At 51.4% G+C, this 18,900-nt stretch carries 19 protein-coding genes, 1 tRNA gene and 1 pseudogene; 4 read left to right on the top strand and 17 right to left on the bottom strand.

All coding sequences use genetic code 11. The annotated features are described in order from the left end of the window. Positions 1–12: 12 nt before the first annotated feature. From HMPREF3168_RS03225 to murB, 5 genes are read right to left on the bottom strand one after another with little or no spacing between them, the layout of a single operon-like run. Positions 13–1,095 (bottom strand): ABC transporter substrate-binding protein, encoded by a 1,083-nt coding sequence (locus tag HMPREF3168_RS03225; RefSeq protein WP_003614739.1) that lies wholly within the window; start codon positions 1,093–1,095, stop codon positions 13–15. After that, on the bottom strand, positions 1,092–1,895 hold the full coding sequence (locus tag HMPREF3168_RS03220; protein ID WP_002880001.1) for an ABC transporter permease: 804 nt from the start codon (positions 1,893–1,895) through the stop codon (positions 1,092–1,094). Before HMPREF3168_RS03220 ends, HMPREF3168_RS03225 begins: the two co-directional genes overlap by 4 nt. After that, the gene (locus tag HMPREF3168_RS03215) at positions 1,892–2,704 is read right to left on the bottom strand and encodes an ABC transporter permease (protein WP_013439265.1); all 813 of its coding nucleotides are present in this window, start codon (positions 2,702–2,704) and stop codon (positions 1,892–1,894) included. Before HMPREF3168_RS03215 ends, HMPREF3168_RS03220 begins: the two co-directional genes overlap by 4 nt. A 2-nt stretch (positions 2,705–2,706) precedes the next feature. Further along, positions 2,707–3,795, bottom strand: a complete 1,089-nt coding sequence (locus tag HMPREF3168_RS03210; RefSeq protein WP_016396390.1) for an ABC transporter ATP-binding protein — start codon at positions 3,793–3,795, stop codon at positions 2,707–2,709. A 40-nt stretch (positions 3,796–3,835) separates the two neighbouring features. After that, positions 3,836–4,729, bottom strand: a complete 894-nt coding sequence (murB, locus tag HMPREF3168_RS03205) for a UDP-N-acetylmuramate dehydrogenase (protein ID WP_070488461.1) — start codon at positions 4,727–4,729, stop codon at positions 3,836–3,838. A gap of 125 nt (positions 4,730–4,854) precedes the next feature. On the opposite strand from murB, the gene HMPREF3168_RS03200 reads away from it, so the two are divergent. After that, a complete protein-coding gene (locus tag HMPREF3168_RS03200; RefSeq protein WP_002879997.1) occupies positions 4,855–5,388 on the top strand; it encodes a 3'-5' exonuclease in 534 nt (177 codons plus the stop codon). Positions 5,389–5,463: 75 nt separating this feature from the next. On the opposite strand, the gene tsaE is transcribed toward HMPREF3168_RS03200, so the two are convergent. From tsaE to HMPREF3168_RS03185, 3 genes are read right to left on the bottom strand one after another with little or no spacing between them, the layout of a single operon-like run. After that, the gene (gene tsaE, locus HMPREF3168_RS03195; protein ID WP_002879996.1) at positions 5,464–5,949 is read right to left on the bottom strand and encodes a tRNA (adenosine(37)-N6)-threonylcarbamoyltransferase complex ATPase subunit type 1 TsaE; all 486 of its coding nucleotides are present in this window, start codon (positions 5,947–5,949) and stop codon (positions 5,464–5,466) included. Between the two features lie 10 nt (positions 5,950–5,959). Further along, entirely contained in the window at positions 5,960–6,949 is a 990-nt protein-coding gene (pta, locus tag HMPREF3168_RS03190; protein ID WP_003614788.1) for a phosphate acetyltransferase, read from the bottom strand. Positions 6,950–6,969: 20 nt separating this feature from the next. Next, positions 6,970–7,653 carry a uracil-DNA glycosylase gene (locus tag HMPREF3168_RS03185; protein WP_035161791.1) on the bottom strand — a complete coding sequence of 228 codons (684 nt, stop codon included), beginning with the start codon at positions 7,651–7,653 and terminating at the stop codon, positions 6,970–6,972. Between the two features lie 161 nt (positions 7,654–7,814). Between HMPREF3168_RS03185 and HMPREF3168_RS03180 the strand changes: the two genes are divergently transcribed. Together HMPREF3168_RS03180 and HMPREF3168_RS03175 are read left to right on the top strand one after the other, a co-directional pair. Next, entirely contained in the window at positions 7,815–8,699 is an 885-nt protein-coding gene (locus HMPREF3168_RS03180; protein WP_003617309.1) for a Cof-type HAD-IIB family hydrolase, read from the top strand. Next, entirely contained in the window at positions 8,696–9,265 is a 570-nt protein-coding gene (locus HMPREF3168_RS03175; protein ID WP_035183617.1) for an LURP-one-related family protein, read from the top strand. The genes HMPREF3168_RS03180 and HMPREF3168_RS03175 overlap by 4 nt, the downstream gene beginning before the upstream one ends. On the opposite strand, the gene HMPREF3168_RS03170 is transcribed toward HMPREF3168_RS03175, so the two are convergent. From HMPREF3168_RS03170 to HMPREF3168_RS03150, 5 genes are all read right to left on the bottom strand, one after another. After that, positions 9,222–9,788, bottom strand: a complete 567-nt coding sequence (locus tag HMPREF3168_RS03170) for a GNAT family N-acetyltransferase (RefSeq protein WP_013439260.1) — start codon at positions 9,786–9,788, stop codon at positions 9,222–9,224. The two genes, HMPREF3168_RS03175 and HMPREF3168_RS03170, sit on opposite strands and share 44 nt — an antisense overlap. A 473-nt stretch (positions 9,789–10,261) precedes the next feature. Continuing rightward, positions 10,262–11,020: a triose-phosphate isomerase gene (tpiA, locus tag HMPREF3168_RS03165; RefSeq protein WP_002879988.1), complete on the bottom strand. Its 759-nt coding sequence runs from the start codon at positions 11,018–11,020 to the stop codon at positions 10,262–10,264. A gap of 18 nt (positions 11,021–11,038) precedes the next feature. Then, on the bottom strand, positions 11,039–12,250 hold the full coding sequence (gene pgk, locus HMPREF3168_RS03160; protein WP_002879986.1) for a phosphoglycerate kinase: 1,212 nt from the start codon (positions 12,248–12,250) through the stop codon (positions 11,039–11,041). Between the two features lie 95 nt (positions 12,251–12,345). After that, on the bottom strand, positions 12,346–13,362 hold the full coding sequence (gap, locus tag HMPREF3168_RS03155) for a type I glyceraldehyde-3-phosphate dehydrogenase (RefSeq protein WP_002879985.1): 1,017 nt from the start codon (positions 13,360–13,362) through the stop codon (positions 12,346–12,348). A 37-nt stretch (positions 13,363–13,399) separates the two neighbouring features. Continuing rightward, a complete protein-coding gene (locus HMPREF3168_RS03150; protein ID WP_013439259.1) occupies positions 13,400–14,443 on the bottom strand; it encodes a sugar-binding domain-containing protein in 1,044 nt (347 codons plus the stop codon). Between the two features lie 295 nt (positions 14,444–14,738). Here HMPREF3168_RS03150 and HMPREF3168_RS03145 point away from each other — a divergent pair. Further along, positions 14,739–14,810 (top strand) — tRNA-Arg (locus tag HMPREF3168_RS03145). Positions 14,811–14,895: 85 nt separating this feature from the next. Here the strand turns inward: HMPREF3168_RS03145 and HMPREF3168_RS03140 are convergent. From HMPREF3168_RS03140 to HMPREF3168_RS03125, 4 genes and pseudogenes are all read right to left on the bottom strand, one after another. Then, positions 14,896–15,660, bottom strand: a complete 765-nt coding sequence (locus HMPREF3168_RS03140) for an ABC transporter ATP-binding protein (protein WP_003614741.1) — start codon at positions 15,658–15,660, stop codon at positions 14,896–14,898. Next, the gene (locus HMPREF3168_RS03135; RefSeq protein WP_002879980.1) at positions 15,653–16,549 is read right to left on the bottom strand and encodes an ABC transporter permease; all 897 of its coding nucleotides are present in this window, start codon (positions 16,547–16,549) and stop codon (positions 15,653–15,655) included. The genes HMPREF3168_RS03140 and HMPREF3168_RS03135 overlap by 8 nt, the downstream gene beginning before the upstream one ends. An 18-nt stretch (positions 16,550–16,567) precedes the next feature. Then, positions 16,568–17,548, bottom strand: coding sequence for a tryptophan ABC transporter substrate-binding protein (trpX, locus tag HMPREF3168_RS03130; RefSeq protein ID WP_003617297.1), 981 nt, complete (start codon positions 17,546–17,548; stop codon positions 16,568–16,570). A gap of 358 nt (positions 17,549–17,906) precedes the next feature. Then, positions 17,907–18,900 (bottom strand): annotated as a pseudogene (locus tag HMPREF3168_RS03125) (hypothetical protein); the annotation flags it as partial.

The raw sequence follows: 18,900 nt of genomic DNA, 5'->3' as shown, positions 1-18,900 counted from the left end.
ATTTTCTGTCAGCTAGTTACGGGCATACATCTTGAACTCCAGGAAGAGGTCATTGTATTCCTGCACCTTGCTGCTTGGCAGATCCCGATAAACTTCCAAATTCTTGACCGTCGACATTGGCGGGTAAAACTGCTTGTCTTCCCGGACGGACTTAGGCAGGAGCTTTTGCGCCGCGGTATTCGGGGTCGAGTAGCCGATGTATTCGGCGTTTTGGGCCGCGTTCTTGGGCTCTAGCATGAAGTTGATGAACTTATAAGCGGCTTCCTTGTTCTTGCAAGTCTTCGGGATAACGATATTGTCAAACCACAAGTTGGACCCTTGAGCCGGCACCACGTAATGGATGTGGGAGTCCTGGTCCATCATCGTCGCGGCTTCCCCGGAATAGGTAACCCCGATCCAGGCCTCATTTTGCACCATGTACATCTTCAGCTCGTCAGCCACGATTGCCTTGACGTTCTTGCCGATCTTGTCTAGCTTGGCCTTGGCGACCTTAAGGTGGGCAGAGTTGGTGTCGTTCATGGAGTAGCCCATGGAAACCAGGGACATGCCCATGATATCGCGGGCTGAGTCAACCAGCAGGATCTGCCCTTGGTACTTTTTCTTCCAGAGGTCATTCCAGCTCTTGATCTCGCCCTTTTTGACATAGCGGTCATTGTAGACAATACCCAGGGTTCCCCAGAAGTAAGGCACTGAGTACTCGTTTTTCTCATCAAAGGACTTGTGCAAAAATTCCTTGCCGATGTACTTGAAATTACTCAAGCGGCTGGTATCGATCTTGTCCAAAAGATTGTCCCGGCGCAGCTTGGTGATCATGTAATCCGACGGCACGGCTAAATCATAGGCTGTCCCGCCCTGCTTGATCTTAGTATACATGGCTTCGTTTGAGTCAAAAGTCTCATAGATGACATGGTAGCCCGTCTGCTTTTCAAACTTGGTAATCAAATCCGGGTCGATATAGTCCCCCCAGTTGTAAATGATCAAGTCTTTCTTACTTGAGGCAGAGCCGCCGCTGGAGCTGTCCAGCTGCTGGGCGCCCAGGTAAAGGCCCAAGCTGACCAAAAGGATGGCCAGGGCCGCGGAGAGGATTTTTTTCATCGCAGAAGCCCTCCCAGCTTATTAGCCTTCTTGCCCTGCCGCTTGGTCAAGAAGTAGTAGACCCCGACCAAAAGGAGGACAAAGAAGAAGATGATTGTGCTTAAAGCATTCACTTCCAGGTCGATCCCCTGCCGGGCCCGGGAATAGATCTCAACGGACAAGGTGGTAAAGCCGTTCCCGGTCACGAAGAAGGTAACCGCGAAGTCGTCCAAAGAGTAAGTCAGGGCCATGAAGAAGCCTGACAGGATCCCCGGCGTAAGGGCCGGCAGGAGGACCTGGCTGAAGACCTGGTAGTTGTTAGCCCCCAGGTCCCGGGCCGCATCGATCAGGGAGTTGTCCATTTCCTTCAGCTTAGGCAGGACCATCAAGACCACGATCGGCACTGAAAAGGCGATGTGGCTGAGCAAGACGGAGGCAAAGCCCAGGTTGAAGCCCAGGGCGGTAAAAAGAATCAAGAAGCTGGCCCCGATAATAACGTCGGGCGACACGATCAAGATATTGTTAAAAGAGAGCAGGATCTTGCGGTAGGCCTCCTTACTGCGCTGGATGGCAATGGCCCCAAAAGTCCCCAGGACGGTTGCCGCCAGGCTGGACAAAAGAGCCAGCATGATCGTCTCCAGCAAGATAGCCAAAAGGCGCTTGTCAGCAAACAAGGTCTGGTAGTGCTCCCAGGTAAAATGGCGGAAGTGGTCCATGCTGGAGCCGCTGGAGAAAGAAAAGTAGATCAGGTAGAAAATCGGCAGGTAGAGGATCAGCAGCACCAGGCCAAAGTATACCCTGCCCCAAATGGTCTTTTTCATAATTCAATTTCCTTCTTGTGCTGCTTGCGTGAAGTCAGCAACATTACAATCAACATCAAGGCGATCAGGATAACCCCGATCGTTGCCCCCATATTCCAGTTCATCGTTGTCAAGAAATACTCTTCAACCGCCGTCCCCAGGGTGATCACCCGGTTGCCCCCGATCAAGCGGGTCAACATGAAGAGAGACAGAGACGGGATGAAGATAGCCTGGATGCCCGATTCAACGCCTGGCCAGGACAAGGGCCAGATCACGTAGCGGAAGGTCTGCCAGAAGCTGGCTCCCAGGTCTGAGCTGGCACTTAAAAGAGCGGGGTCAATTTCCTTCAGCGAGTTGTAGATGGGCATGACCATGAAGGGAATTTCGATATAAGTCGCCACGAAAATAAAGGCGAAGTCGGTAAACATGATCCCAACCGGGCCGATGCCGAAGAGGCCCAGGAACTGGTTGACCATCCCGCTCCGGGAAAAAATCCCGATGAAGGCGTAAGCCTTAAGCAAAAGGTTGATCCAAGTCGGCAAAATGATCAGCATCAGCCAGAACTGCTGGTTTTTCAGCCTGGTCAAAGCCAGGGCTGCCGGATAAGAGACCAGCAGGCAGAAAAAGGTGATCAAGAGGGCATACCAAAAGGAATTGGCCATCATCCGCAAAAAGGTGTCGCCAGAGAAAAAGGCGGCGAAGTTTTGCAGGGTCAGATGACTGTGGGCATCAGTCAGTGAATAGCCCAGAATCAAGACCAGGGGGGCGATGACGAAGAGGCCGATCCACAGCAGGTAAGGCAAAAAAAATAAAAGCCGGTTCTTTTTCATGGCTAGTCCTCACCTTCATAAGTTTCCAGGCGGGCGTCGAATTCTTCTTCGGTTTCGCCCAGCCGCATGACGTGGATGTCTTCCGGGTCAAAGAAGATGCCGACTTCCTGGCCGATCTGGACCCCGTTGGTGGAATGAATCAGCCATTCAAAGCCGTCCTGGCCGATGGCCTTGATTTCAAAGTGGTCGCCCAGGAAAAGCTGGCTCTGCACCGTTACCATGAGCTTGCCAGCAGCTGGAGCCGTAATATCCAAATCTTCTGGCCGCAAAACGACTTCGACTTTTTCCCCCGGGGTGATCCCGGCGTCGGCACATTCAAAGTCCTTGCCGGCAAATTCCACGGCAAAGTCCCGGATCATCCGGCCGGATAAAATGTTGGAGTCCCCGATAAAGCGAGCAACGAAGTCGTTGACCGGCTCATCGTAAATGTCTACCGGTGACCCGCTCTGCTGGATCTCCCCGTCGTTTAAGACGAAAATTTCGTCACTCATGGCCAGGGCTTCTTCCTGATCGTGGGTGACAAAAATAAAGGTGATGCCCAGCTTCTTCTGAATGGCCCGGAGTTCAAACTGCATTTCTTTTCGCAGGCGCTTGTCCAAAGCTGACAGGCATTCATCCAAAAGCAGCACCTTAGGTTCATTGATGATCGCCCGGGCGATCGCCACCCGCTGCTGCTGGCCCCCGGAGAGTTCGGAAATTTCCCGGTTGGCGTAGCCGTCCAGGCGGACGGTGTGGAGGGCATCCTTGACCTTTTCCCGGATTTCGCTTTCCGGCCGCCGGCGCAGCTTCAAGGCAAAAGCAACATTTTCATAGACATTCAAGTGCGGAAAAAGAGCGTAATTCTGAAAAACCGTATTGATATGCCGTTTTGAGGCGTCAAGATTGGTGATGTCCTGACCGTCAAAATAAACCTTGCCAGCTGACGCTTCCGTAAAGCCGGCAATGATCCGCAAAATCGTTGTTTTACCCGAGCCTGATGGCCCCAGCAAAGAGTAGAATTTGCCGGACTCAAGCTCAAGGTTGATGTCCTTCAAGGCTACAAAGCCATCATCATACTGCTTGGTGATGTGATCTAACTTAATAATTTCCATTTGCCGTTCCCATTTTTCTTTTTCTCTTAATCCTAAGCCATTATTCTTCGCCAATTATGCGGACTTCCGTCTGCAAAGCAATACCATCCTTTTCCTTGATCGTCTTTTGGATATAGTGGATCAAATTGAGGTAGTCGGTTGCCGTGGCCCCGCCCTTGTTGACAATAAAGCCTGCGTGCTTGGTTGACACCTGGGCCCCGCCGATCTGCTTGCCCTGCAGGCCGGCCTTGATGAGCATCGGGCCGACAAAGTGGCCGGTCGGCCGCTTGAAGACTGAACCGCAGGACGGGTATTCCAGGGGCTGCTTGTAGCTTCTGAGCGCGTTCAAGTAGTTCATCTGGTCCAAAATAGTTGCCTTATCACCGGCCTTTAAGGCAAAAGTTGCCGCGATGACGATCTCGTCATTTTCCTGCAAAAGGGAATGCCGGTAGGAAAAATGCAGCTCAGCGTTCGTGTAGGTCTTGACCTCACCGTCTCTGGTGACGACCGTGGCGCTTTCCAGGCAGTCTTTAGTTTCACCTCCGTAAGCCCCGGCATTCATGAAGACCGCCCCGCCGACTGAGCCGGGGATGCCCGCGGCAAATTCCAGGCCGGACAGGCCGGCTTCCCCAGCCGCGAAGGAAGTATCGATGATTCTGGCCCCGGCTTGGGCGTGGACCTTGTCAGCTTCAACCTTGATCTCTTTCATTTCCGTTAAAATGATCACCAGGCCCTTGATCCCCTTGTCGCGGATAATCAAGTTGGACGCGTTGCCGATCACCGTAATTGGCAGCTGGTCCTCCTTGACCGCGGCCAAGAGTTCTTTCAATTCTGCCAAAGTCTTGGGGAAAGCCAGGTATTCTGCCGGTCCCCCGGTTTGGGTAAAAGTATAGCGGCTCAAAGGAATGTTTTCTTGCAAATCAAGTCCTTGCGCTTTTAAGTCATACAGCTTCAATTAAAATTGCCTCCTCTAAATCTTCCTTTTGATATTTTACCGCATTCACGCTGTGTTATACTAGCTTGGATCAAGTTTGCTTGGCTTAATTTGACTTACGCGCAACACGGAGGCTTTTGCTTATGATGAATTTCGTCGCCATGGACTTTGAAACTGCCAACCAGCACCCGGCCAGCGCCTGCTCTTTGGCCTTGGTTTTAGTGCGGGAGAGCAAGATTATCGACCGCTTTTACACGGTCATCAACCCCCAGATGGCTTTTGACGCCCAGCAAGTCAAGGTCCACGACATTACGGCTGAAGACGTGGCGGGAGCCCCGACCATGGCCGAGGTCTGGCCCAAGATCCAGCCCCTTTTTCAGCCGGGGATGCTGGTGGCGGCCCACAATGCCCGCTTTGACTGCAATGTAATGAAGCAGTCCCTGGCCCGCTACGGGATTGCCGAGCCCCACTACCTGGTTTTAGACAGCCTCAAGGTCAGCCGGGAATTGGAGCCGGGCCTGGATAACTACCAGCTCAACACTGTCTCTGACCTTTTGGGCGTGGAGCTTTGGCACCACCACAATGCCTTAAGCGACAGCGAAGCCTGCGCCGGTATCCTCTTAAAAGAGGAGGAGAAGCGGGGCAGCGAGCTTTTGAAAAAGTTTGTCTACCAAGTCTAGGCAAAAAATGGATCAGTAGCAAGCTGATCCATTTTTCTTTTGTTTTTACTTTTACTTTTGCTTTTCTTTTTTGCTTTACTGCTTTTCCTGGTAGAGGCGGCAGGCGTTTTCTGCCCAGGCAGCTGCTCTTTGTCCATGCGGGATGAGCTCAAGCAAGCGCTTGGTTGAATCCCAGGAATCGTCCACCCGGGTCAAAACCAGCTCTAAAAAGTCACTGGGCAGGTCAGCCTGGATCACCTGGGGCCATTCGATGATGACCACGCCTTCTTCAGCCAGGTAGTCATTTAAGTCGATTGAAGCCAGGTCATCGCCTTCCAGCCGGTAAAAATCCATGTGAAAAAGGGGCAGCTTCCCTTCCCGGTATTCCCGGACCAGGGTAAAGGTCGGGCTCTTGACTGGCCGCTTAATCCCCAGAGCCCGGCCGAAGCCCTGGGTCAGCGTGGTCTTGCCGGCCCCCAGGTCCCCTTTTAAGAGCAAAAGGTCATGGGGCTGGGCGCTTTGGGCCAAGGAGGCGCCAAAGGCCTGCATGTCAGAAGCGGAATTGATTGCTAATTCTGTCATCGCTTTCTTTCTACCCTTCCATAACGGCTTGAGCCGCCGTCAAAATCCCGATCTTGTAGACGTCATCAGCACTGCAGCCCCGGGAGAGGTCGTTGACCGGCTTGGCAATCCCCTGCAAAACCGGCCCAATGGCCGTAAAGTTGCCCAGGCGCTGGGTAATCTTGTAGGCAATGTTGCCTGACTGCAGTTCCGGGAAGATAAAGACATTAGCCCGGCCGCCAACGGCTGAACCAGGTGCCTTAAGTTCAGCAACTGCTGGCACGAAGGCCGCGTCAAACTGCAAATCGCCGTCTGCCGGGATGTCCGGGTACTTTTCCTTGAACAGCTTGGCCGCTTCTGCCACCTTGTCTACCTGCGGGCCCTTGGCTGAGCCGTGGGTTGAGAAGCTGAGGAAGGCCACCTTGGGGTCAATCCCGATCATCTTGGCCGTAGCAGCTGACTGGGCCGCGAATTCAACCAGCTGGTCGCTGGTCGGGTCGATGGAGATCGCGCAGTCAGCAAAGACATACTTTTCTTCCCCTCTTTCCATGATGAAGGAACCGGAAATCCGGTGCATCCCCGGCTTGGTCTTCAAAATGAAGAGGGCTGGCCGGACCGTGTCGGCCGTCGAGTGAGCCGCCCCGGACACCATCCCGTCGGCCTGGCCGGTGTAAACCAGCATGGTCCCGTAGAAGTTGGCGTCGCGCAAGGCAGCTTCCGCTTCTTCCATGGTCTGGAAGTGCTTGCCCCCGGCCATCCGTTCGTGGAACTTTTCCACCATCTCGCCAAAGTCCGGGCTGTTTTGGTAGTCCACGATTTCGATCCCGGTCATGTCCAAGCCGGCTTTTTCCGCCAAAGCCAGGACCTGGTCCTTTTGCCCCAGGACGATCGGTTCAACCAGGTCATCTTGCTTTAAGCGGCTGACCGCCGTCAGGATCCGCGGGTCCTCCCCTTCCGGGAAAACAATCCGCTGCTTGTCTTTTTGCTTAATCAATTGCTTTAATTGTTCAAAAACTTCCATCAATAATCTCCTCAAAAAAATCATGCTTCCGGGTCAGGCGGCAATTGCCAGTCGACCGGAGCCCGGCCAAATTCCTTTAAGGCCGCGTTGCATCTTGAAAAGGGCCGGGAGCCAAAGAAGCCGCGGTTGGCCGAAAAAGGACTTGGGTGGGCTGACTTGATAATGACATTCTTGTCCTGGTCGATCAAGGGTATCTTATCTTGGGCAAAGCGGCCCCACAGGATAAAGACTACCTGCCCCCGCTCGCTCAAGGCCTTAATAGCGGCGTCTGTCACCATTTCCCAGCCCTTGCCCTGGTGGCCGTTAGCCTGGCCATATGGCACGGTCAAAACGGCGTTGAGCAAGAGAACGCCCTGGTCGGCCCAGCGTTTAAGGTAGCCGTGGTTGACCGGCTGGGCCCCAACATCGTCATAGAGCTCCTTATAGACATTGCGCAAGGATGGTGGCAGGGGCGTGCCCGGCATGACAGAAAAACTCATGCCGTTAGCCTGGCCAGGATTGTGGTAGGGGTCCTGGCCCAAAATGACAACCTTGGTGTCTTTAAAAGGGGTCAGCTTGAAGGCCGTAAAGATATGGTACATGTCCGGGTAGATCTGCCTGGTCTGGTATTCGTTTTTCAAAAAATCATGCAACTTGTGATATTCATCACTTTCAAAAACCGGGGTAAGCACCTGGTCCCAATCATTTCCAATAAAATGTTTCATCTGTAATTCACCTTAGTCAATCTTACCATGATTGCCTCTTGATTTAAAGGAGCTAGTGAAATAATTCACGACAATTTTTTTCAAATAAAGAAACACTTTGTAGTAATCAAACTTCCTCCTTTATGTTATTATGAAATCGATAACAACAAGGAGGAAATAATATGATTAAACTGATCGCCTGTGACTTGGACGGGACCCTGCTGAACTCTTCTATGGAAATTTCTGACGCCAATGTTCAAGCCATTAAACGCGCCCAAGAAAACGGCATCGAATTCATGGTGGCCAGCGGCCGGGCACCCCATGAATCCCAGCCAATGCTTAAAGAATACGGGATCGACTGCGGATTTATTAACTTAAACGGGGGCCTGGTCTTTGACACGGCCGGCAACTTGATCGTCAAGAATCCCTTGAAGCTGGAAACTGCCAAGAAGATCTGCCGCCTGCTCAAGAAGGAAGGCTTTTACTTCGAACTGGTTACCAGCAACCACGTCTACTCAGAAGACTTGAGCCAGCGGATTACCAACGTGGCCCACTTAATGGTGGAACTGAACCCAATGCTGACCTTCAAGGAGGCTGTTTTGGTTTCAGCCAGCAAGCCGGCCATCGTCAGCATCAAGCAGGTACCAAGCTATGAGGACTTGATGGACGAACCTGGCACGGAAGTAATGAAGATCTTGGTCTTTGACTCCCGGGGCCAATATGCCTTCACCGACGTCATCAAGAAAATTGAAGAGATCGACAAGGTTTCCATCACTTCCAGCGCGGCCGACAATATCGAAATCAACGCCGCCGGCGCCCAAAAGGGCCGGTCCCTGCTGGACTACGCGGCGGCCAAGGGCATCAAGCGCGAAGAAATCGCAGCTATCGGCGACAACCTGAACGATGAAAGCATGATCCAGGCTGCCGGCACCGGCGTGGCCATGGGCAATGCCATTCCGCAAATCAAGACGATTGCCAGCTTCGTCACCAAGAGCAACAATGAAGACGGGGTAGCCTGGGCTATCGACAAGATCCTTGCCGACAATCAAAAAGAGCAGGACCAATGATTTACACCCTTTACCTAACCCAGGAAGGCCACACGGGCCAGATTCCAATCACCGATGAGGAGGGCAAGCCCTTTGGCTCCATCCGCGGCCGGCTGGACAATCCCAACCACACCCTTTACCTGCTGGACACCAGCGGTAATGAGATCGGCCGCCTGTTCAGCGATGGCACCGGCTTGATCGCATCTTACACCCTGGATGTGGTTCACCACTCCCTGGTCCACGTCAAGAAGGTCAACAGCCCCCAGACCAACTTGTTCTACATTACCCGGCTCAACTACTGGGTCAATGGCAGCATCAAGCAGGGCAGTTATTCCTTCCGGGACGGTTTTAAGAAGGTGGCTTCCGTTGACACCGTGGTATCCGACAAGGGGGTGACCTTGACCTGCCAGATCAGCCGGGAGGAAGATACCCCCTTTATTCTGCTGATCGCGGTCCTTTTCACCCAGTGGCACGTCACCCCGCTCAAGCTGCCGGACCTTTTTCCAAATCTCAACCGGCGGCAGACCAGCACGGCCAGCTTCTTCAAACTTCTTTTACCATATGGTCGTAAACACGGTCGCCAATAGTCATTGAATTAGTTGTTTTGAAACCCTTGCGCAAGTATAATTGCTGTGCGCGAGGGTTTTCTAGATCTACGTTTAAACTGACCTTCTTGTAGCCGTGCTTCTTGGCCAGTTTCGGGGCCAGTTCCATTAAGCGGCTGGCAATCCCCTTCCCCCAGTCCCGCGGAGAGACAGCTAAGGCATCGATATACCATTCCCCCTTCTGGGCTTCCTTATCGGTAAAGATATCGGTGGTCATTGGCAGGCCGACCTTGGCCATTTCTTTTCTGAGCACCACGTCAATAATTCCCTGGGCCTTGTCCGGGTACATGCAGATCATCCCCCGGACCCGGTCATTTTCGTCAGTCTCAACCCAGATCCGGTTGTAGGAATAACGGTAGTTTTCCGAGATGAAACCCAGCCGCATCAAGTCGTAGAACTGGCTCTCCGGCAGGCGGTTGATGGTATCCATGTCCATCTCGTCAAAAATCTGGTTTAAAATCGGGTAAACCGCTTCAAAGTCGCTTTTTCTTGCCTTACGGATCATTTCGTCTTTTTTCTCCTTTTCCTTGTTATTTTTCTATATAAATTGTTTTCCTACAATTCATGTTACTATAGTCAGGAGAAAAAAGACAATTAAGCGTCCTTTCCGAGCAAACAAAAAGTTCCTAACAGTCAATCTACTCACGTACTTAACCATTAGGAACTTCTTCTATCTTCAATTGTCGACTGCATCTTATGGTGGTCTCAGTCCTTTCCCGAGCCTAATTTAGTTATGCTCTGCGAATTTAAGCTAAACTTTCTATTGGAGTATCCTCCTTGAACATTAACTCTTTTCTTTTGTCTACACTTATATAATGCCACCTTTGTAAACGTTGTCAGCCAATAGGCCGAGATTTTTGGGAAAATAGTTTTAAAAAGCAAAAAAGCGAAAAGTACAAAAGAAGACAGAAAAGTATCGAATAGCAGACAAAGAAAAAACGCTCCTTCGGGAGCGTTTTTTGATATGACAGTCAAAAATTAGTCTTGGTAGTTTACCAAAGCCAGGTATGAGTCTGGTACCAATGATGCACCACCAACCAAGCCACCGTCGATGTTTGGCTTAGCCATCAATTCCTTGATGTTGGCTGGCTTTACTGAACCGCCGTATTGGATGCGGACGTTTTCAGCAGTTTCTTCGTTGTACAAGTCCTTAACAGTTTCCCGGATAGTCTTGCACATTTCTTCAGCTTGGTCGCTTGAAGCAGTCTTGCCAGTGCCAATCGCCCAGATTGGTTCGTAAGCGATCACCAGCTTGGAAACTTGTTCACTAGTCAAGCCTTCCAGGTCAGCCTTGATTTGGCTGACAACCCATTCTTTTTCCTTGCCGGCTTCCCGGATTTCCAGTGATTCACCGCAGCAAAGGATTGGAGTCAAGCCGTTGGCAAAGATAGCCTTGGCCTTCTTGTTGATGTCTTCGTCAGTTTCGTGGAAGTAGTCACGGCGTTCTGAGTGTCCGATGATGACGTATTGCACGCCCATTTCCTTCAAAACTGCTGGAGAAGTTTCACCAGTGAAGGCACCGGAGTTTTCCCAGTAGCAGTTTTCTGCACCGACGTGCAGGTTTGAGCCTTCGGCAGCCTTCAGCAAGGCGTCCAAGTCAACTGCTGGTGCACAAATCACTGATTCAACCTTTGATGGGTCTGGCAATTGGTCCTTAACAGCGTTTACGAACTCAACAGTTTCCTTTGGGTTCATGTTCAGCTTCCAGTTACCAGCAATAATTGGGGTACGTGACATTTGAAAAATCCTCCTAAACTACTTGTCTGAAACGCAAGCGATACCTGGCAATTCCTTACCTTCAAGGTATTCAAGAGATGCACCACCACCAGTTGAGATGTGAGTCAACTTAGGAGCGATCCCCAATTGCTTAGCAGCAGCAGTTGAGTCACCACCGCCGACAATAGTAGTAGCGTCTGGCAAGTCAGCCAAAGCACGGCCAACTTCCAAAGTACCCTTGGCGAAGTTTGGCATTTCGAAGACGCCCATTGGCCCGTTCCAAACAACAGTCTTGGCACCTTCAAGAGTCTTCTTGAAGAGTTCAATAGTCTTAGGACCGATGTCCAAGCCCATTTCGTTGTCTGGGATGTCTTGGCCAACAACTTCTGAAGCAGCATCGTTGTTGAATTCAGTTGCGGCTACGTGGTCGATTGGCAGAACCAGCTTGTCGCCAGCCTTTTCCAGCAATTCCTTGGCAAATTCAACCTTGTCGTCTTCAACCAGGGACTTGCCGATATTGTGGCCTTGAGCCTTAAGGAAGGTGTAAGCCATACCACCACCGATGATGATGTGGTCAGCCTTTGGAATCAAGTTGGTAATAACGCCGATCTTGTCAGAAACCTTAGCCCCGCCAAGAATAGTTACGAATGGGTGAACTGGGTTAGCAACAGCGTTGCCCAGGAACTTGATTTCCTTTTCAAGCAGGAAACCAGCAGCTGCTGGTTTACCGGCAGCCTTCATGGCCGTAGCGATACCAACGTTTGAAGCGTGGCTTCTGTGAGCAGTACCGAAGGCGTCGTTTACGAAAACGTCACCCAATGATGCCCAGTATTCGCCCAGCTTAGGGTCGTTCTTTGATTCACGCTTGCCGAAGTCGTTGTCGATGTCTTGGAAACGGGTGTTTTCCAAAACAACTACGTCGCCGTCCTTCATGTTGTTGATGGCGTCTTCAACTTCCTTGCCTTCGTTTGAAGGTACGAAAGTTACAGGCTTTTCAAGCAATTCGCCCAAACGTTTGGCAACTGGAGCCAGGCTCAAGCTCTTCTTGTCTTCATCGCTCTTGATCCGGCCAAGGTGGGAAAGCAAGATAGCCTTGCCGCCGTTTTCGATGATGTACTTGATAGTTGGCAAAGCAGCCACGATACGGTTGTCGTCGCCGATAACGCCGTCCTTAATCGGCACGTTGAAGTCAACGCGAACCAAAACCTTCTTGTCCTTAACGTCTACGTCAGAAACAATCAATTTAGCCATTGAAAAAATCTCCTATATTCATCGAAAAAAGGCGGAAGGAAGAAATTTCCCTCCGCCTTCTTTCACACTACTAATTCAATTTAGAAAACTTTAAATTAAAGAGTAGCAAAGTGCAACAAAGTACGAACCATTTGGCAAGTGAATGAGTATTCGTTGTCGTACCAAGCAACAGTCTTAACAAGTTGCTTGTCGCCTGCAGTGATAACTTGGGTTTGAGTTGGGTCGAAGATTGAGCCAGCAGTCATGCCCAATACGTCAGTAGAAACGATTTGGTCTGCGTTGTAAGCAAATGATGGGCTTTCGTACTTCTTCATAGCTGCGTTAACTTCTTCAGCAGTTACCTTCTTGTTCAAGATAGTAACAAGTTCAGTTTCTGAACCGTCCTTAACTGGGACACGTTGTGCGTGACCATCAAGCTTGCCGTTCAATTCTGGCAATACCAGGCCGATGGCCTTAGCAGCACCAGTTGAGTGAGGAATGATGTTTTCAGCAGCGGCACGGGCGTTGCGGAAGTTGTTGCCTCTGTCAGGACCATCCAAAACCTTTTGAGTTGCAGTGTAAGCGTGGATAGTAGTCATAGTACCAACTTCGATACCGAATTCCTTGTTCAAAGCGTTAGCCATTGGAGCAAGTGAGTTGGTAGTGCATGAGCCAGCTGAAACGATAGTGTCGTCAGCAGTCAAAGTGTCTTGGTTTACTGAGTAAACGATAGTCTTCAAGTCGTTGCCGGCTGGAGCTGAGATCAAGACACGCTTTGCACCAGCGTCAAGGTGGGCTTGTGACTTAGCCTTGCTAGTGTAGAAACCAGTACATTCAAGAACGAAGTCAACGCCGTCGTTCTTAACCCACGGAATGTTTTGAGCTTGTGGTTCAGCGTATACGCGGTACTTCTTGCCGTCTACAACCAGTGAGTCTTCAGTAGCTGAAACTTCGTGGTCGAAAGTGCCGTGAGTTGAGTCATACTTCAACAGGTGAGCCAACATAGCTGGAGTAGTCAAGTCGTTGATAGCAACAACTTCGATGTCCTTGGTTTCTTCACCCAAGTCCATGATACGACGAAATGCCAAACGACCAATACGGCCAAAACCGTTAATACCAATCTTAACTGTCATATTCGAAAAGTCCTCCTTAAGAACTATAAAAAACATTTTATTTTAAGCGGGATGACCCGTTTAAAATCTGATTTGCGGCTGCCTCATCAGTAATCAGCCAGGTTTGATGAGGAGCGTTGCGCATATAGGCCTTGATGGCCTTGGCCTTTCTCGTGCCAAGGGCAATTGCCAGAATATGCGGGACATTCGTTAGGTTCTCGAACTGCAATCCAACCTGTCTGATGCGTTCGACAACGTGGCCTTCTTCATCGAAGAAACATCCAAAGCATTCGGTGACGGCCTTGTTCTCCCGCAGACGTGCCAGGGCAACTGAATCGTAGCCCCGCCTCCTGGCCATTTCACTAGCCAAGCCAATGCCGTGAATCACGACATCGCTTTGGGAGATATCCTGCAACACCCCGCTGATTTCCGGATCCCGGACCAAAGACCGGTAAGCGTCCTTGGAAACATGTTCCGGTAAAAAGAGGGATTCATAGCTGCCGCCGGTCGCCCGGGCCATTTCTTGAACGACCGCGTTGCTTTCCGTGTTGACCCGGCCGCCCAATGCCCCTCTGCCAGGGACGAATATCAAGCTCCGGTTCTCACTCAAGCTGCGGTTCAGCTTCTTGGCCACTTTGGCTATTGTCTTGCCGCCCATAACGGTGACAATGCAGTCTGCCAGGGGCAAGAGGAGATTCAAGGCTGAATTCAGCTCTTCGCCAGCCAGGTCATAAACCCGGCTCTGCAGGTCCGCGTCGCCAGCTACGATAATTGTCCGATCTATTCCTAAAGCCTGGGCCAACCATACTTCTGCTTGGCTGGCATTAAAAAGTCGATCAACAATTGGTGCTGCATCTTTTACAACACTCTCTCCTTTTTCAGTCAAGAACATCCCGAAATTCTTGATTTCGATCAGACCCTGGTCACGCAGGTAATCAGTTTCGGTCCGGATGTTCCGCTCGCTCAGCCCTAGCTGCCTGGCCACCGTCCGGCGGCCGATTGGAGCATGCAAGCTAATCTGTTCAAGGATGAGATATCTTTGTCGAAAGATCTTTAAAGCATCGGGAACAAGCAGTTCGAGCAGGGATAAATCCGTGTTCAAAGTAACCATCCTTCTAGTGGGGCGCTCCCCGACCACGCTGTTGTCGTTTTCTGTCCCACGTTGCTTAAAAATATAAGAGAAACAAGACTTCGCTTCAATCTCCATTTCTCTCTCGACACTCTTAGTATAACAGAATTCGCTCCGTATGCAAGTTTTTTTCTAACCCAGCCCGGGCAAAAAGCCTGTTTTATAACTTTCTTGACCTTTTTCGCAGATACTTTACAAGTTTTTACATTTTTTTGCTTTAACCCCTTCCCATTCTCTGAATCTCTGCTATAATTAATAACTGTGATTGGGACCCTTAGTGTAATGGATCGCACGCAAGATTCCGGTTCTTGAAATCTGGGTTCGACTCCCAGGGGGTCCATCATATGAAAACCGCTGCTTTTTAGCAGCGGTTTTCTTTTTGTCTTTTTTCGTTTTGTTTTTCTGTCTGCTCTACCTCTTCTTTATCAGTCAAACAAGGCGGCTAAGTCCTGCAGGGTCAAGTCCTGCTTGGCCTGGCCTTGATAGTCGTGGCTGATTTGACCATGGTCTAAAACCAAAAGGCGGTTGCCATACTTTAAGGCGTCTTCCATATGGTGGGTGATCATCACCGCGGTGATCTTCTTGGCCCGGATCTGTTCATCGGTTGCCTCCATCAGCTTGCGGCTGGATCTGGGGTCAAGCGCCGCGGTATGCTCGTCTAAAAGCAGAAGCTCCGGCTTATTATAGGTAGCCATGACGAAGCTCAAGGCCTGCCGCTGGCCGCCTGAGAGCTGGTCGACCGGCAGGTCCAGCTTGCCGGCCAGGTCGGGGTTGACCTTTTCCAGGGCTTCTTTGAAGGCCGGAATATTTTCCTTCAGCCGGCGCAGCTTCAGCCCCCGCTTCTGCCCTCTTTTTGCGGCCAAAAGCAGATTTTCAGCCACCGTCATCCGGGGCGCCGTTCCCAGCTTGGGATCCTGGAAGACCCGGGCGATGTAGCTGCTGCGCTTGACCTCGCTTTCCTTGCTGATGTCTTTGCCGGCGTGGAGAATTTTTCCGCTGGTCGGCTGGATGGCCCCGGCCAAAACATTGAGCAGGGTGCTCTTGCCGGCCCCGTTGCCGCCTAGAAGGCAGATGAAGTCCCCTGGCTTGATCTTTAAGCTGAGCTTGCCCAGGATCTTGTTTTCCTCGCTAGTACCGCGGCCTACGACCACTTCCAAATCGGTCAGTTCCAGTAAATTTTGACTAGTCATGCTTAAATCCTTTCATAAATGTCTGCTTGAGGCGGAGTTTTTCTTCAACTTGCGGTAGCATCATGCAGGCGGCCAGAACTAGTGAAGAAATCAAATTCAAGTTGTTTGAAGACAGGCCCACCTGGAGAACTGCCAATAAGAGCAGGCGGTAGATAATGCTGCCCAGGCTGACCGCGAATAACCGGCTGGCCAGGCCAAGGTTTCTGAAGACGACCTCACTGATGATGATGGAGGCCAGGGCAATAACGATCGTCCCCATCCCCATGTTCACATCTGCGTAGCCGTTGCTTTGGGCGACCACCGCTCCGCAGAGGCCAACCAGGCCGTTGGAAATCATGAGGCCCGCCACCGTCATCTGCTGGGGGCTGATCCCCTGAGATTTGGCCATCTGCGGGTTGTCACCCGTGGCAATAAAGGCCTGGCCAAAGTCGGTTGACAAGAACCAGATCAAGTCGCAGGTGACCAGAACCATCAAGATGGTGCCGGCAACGACGCTGTCAAAGTACTGGGGCAGTTTTTGCAAAAAGGCCAGGGAGTAGATGGTCTTTTTGCCTAAAAGGGAGACATTAGACTTGCCCATAACCATCAAGTCGATAGAGTAGATCCCGGTCATGGTCAAAATCCCGGCTAAAAGGCTGGGAATCTTACCCTTGGTGATCAAAAGGGCCGTGACCAGGCCGGCTAAAGCCCCCGCTACAAAGGCGGCCAAAGTGGCTAAAAAGGGGTTGGTCCCTTGCACGATTAGGCTGACGGAAACGGCCGCGCCTAAAGGGAAGGTCCCTTCCACGGTCATATCCGTCGTATTCATGATTCTGAAGCTGAGAAAGAGGCCCAGGCCTAGGAGCCCCCATAAGAAGCCCTGGCCAATTGCCGATACGATCAAATTCATAAAAATCCTCCTTGTAAACTACTTGTAGATGGTTCCCTTAGACTTGGCTTCTTTCAAGAAGCTGGCCGGAACCTTGGTGCCCAGCTTCTTAGCCTCCTTGAGGTTAAGATACGGGGTGCCGTGTTCAACATAGCGGATGGCCATGTTGCCTGGCTTTTTGCCCTGCAAGATCTGGACGGTCATCTTGGCCCCGATCAAGCCCAGCTGGTACTGGTCCACGCTGTAGGTGGCCAGGCCCCCGTCTTTAACCATGGTGCCAGCAGCCGGGAAGACCGGCTTTTCAGCCGCGTTGGCGTTTTTGACCAGGGTCTGCATGGCCCCGGCAATCGTGTTGTCAGTCGGCACGATCACCGCGTCGACCTGGGTCAGCATTTGCTGGGAGACCTGGTTTAAGTCATTGCTGTTGGAAATGGAGTAGGCCTTGTAGTTGATCCCCATCTGCTTGCAGTAGCTGACGATCTGCTTGTAGCCAGACACGGCTGAGCTGTCGCTTGAGGTGTAGATGATCCCCAGGGTCTTCAGCCTGGGCAAAAAGCGCTGGATCAACTTGAGCTGCTGCTTGATCGGCGCCCGGTCGCTGACCCCGGTGATGTTGCCGCCGGGACGCTTGTTGTTCTTCACCAGGCCCGCCCCCTTAGGGTCAGTCACTGCCCCTAAGACAATCGGCTTCTTTTTGGTCGCGTTGGCCAGGGCCTGGGAAGACGGGGTGGTGATCCCGAAGAGGACCTGGTCCTGGCTGTTGACTAGTTTTTCCGCCATGGTCTTCAGATTGCTCTGGTCATTGTTGGCATTTTGGTAGTCGATCTTGACCTTGTAGCCCGACTTGGCCAGGCCGGCCTTGTAGCCCCGGTAGATTTCGTCCAGGGCCGGGTGGCGCATCAGGGTCAAAACCCCCACTCTGACTTCCTTGCTCTTTTGGGCCGCCGGCTTGATATTGATAAACAGGGCGGCTGCCAAAAAAAGATAAATTGCGGCAAAGGCCGCGAGCACCTTTTTCATTCTGTTACCTCGCAAATTAAAGCAAAAACTAAAGTACTGTAAATACAGAAAAAATAACAAACTAACCGAAAGCAAAATAAAAAGGAGGATCCGCCTGGATCCTCCTTTTCTGTCTCTAAAAGAAAAATCCGGATAGATTTATTTACTATCCGGACCCTAATCAACTTTTAGCAATTCAGACAGCAATTCAAGCCAAAACAGATTGAATCGCCCCGCGAAACAATCTCTATTTGAATTGCCAGCTTTCTTTTACCATTGCTTGAAAGTTCATCTTTTTTACCTCTCGGTTAACATTTAATTTGTTTTTAACTAATCTTACTGGAAAGCCTTTCCCCTGTCAAGGCTATTTTTCGGCTTTTTACCAGCGGCCGGAAAGAATTTCCCCTCTTTGGGCCAATTGAGCATATAGCTGGCTGCCGTCACTGGCCAGACCTTCGATTTCCCGGTTGGAGACATGCTTCCAGGTCTTCTGGTAAGTCCCATCAGTCTGCAATTTGAAGATCAAGTTGTTAAAGGCCAGGTACATGTTGCTGCCGCTTACGCTGAAGCCCTGGACCGGAGAACTGCCGGCCTGCTGCTTGACGAAGTGGCTTTGGGTCGCCGTTACCTGACTGACCTGCCAGCGGTTGTTGACCAGGTTAAGGCGCCAGAATTCACAGCGGCCAAATGCCGCGTTGTGGAAGACCCCGTACATGGTATTGTCGCCGGCAAAAGCGGCGTTGTAGAAGTAGCGGCCAGAGCTGCCGACGTCTACCCGGATGCTCCAGACCTTGTTGATGGTCAAGTCGCTCTTCTTCAGCTGCAGGATTTCTTCCGAGTAAAAACCGTTGCTTGCCCCGCCTGGCAGCTTGTTTTCGTTGGCCAGGACATAGATGTACTTTGAACTTGCCCCCAGTGACTGGCCGTGGCCCAGGCGCATGTAAGGACTCACTTTGACATTTTGGGAGTAGCTCTTAAACTTACCAAAACTCAGCTTCTTGTAGAGGTAGCTGCGCGGTGACAGATACTGTGCCTGGTACTTGTTTAGCTTCTTCATGTTGAAGGCCACGATGTTGCCCTTAAGCTGGTCGCTGGCCGCGGCTGACCGGTACCAGCTGCTGTAAGCCCAGCCGCCATTTACGGCCAAGCCTTCCATAACCGGACCGACCTGCTGCCAGTCATTGGTCTCCAGGCTCAAGCTGCGCGGCTCCCAAAGCTGGGTGGCCAGGGTCAAGCCGCCGCTGGTCCAGCGGTTGCCGCTGGTCTCTGTGCCATAGCGGTGGGCGGCGTTCCAGTTCTTGGAGCTGCCGGAATGCTTTCTCGTGCTGACCACTTCCTTAGGGCCGAATTCAAAAACATATCCAATGCTATTC

Origin of the sequence: Lactobacillus sp. HMSC08B12 (genome assembly GCF_001808415.1) — a bacterium.
GTDB classification, from domain to species: domain Bacteria; phylum Bacillota; class Bacilli; order Lactobacillales; family Lactobacillaceae; genus Lactobacillus; species Lactobacillus delbrueckii.
The sequence above is the reverse complement of the archived record's forward strand: the minus strand, read 5'-3'. Positions and strand labels throughout refer to the sequence as shown.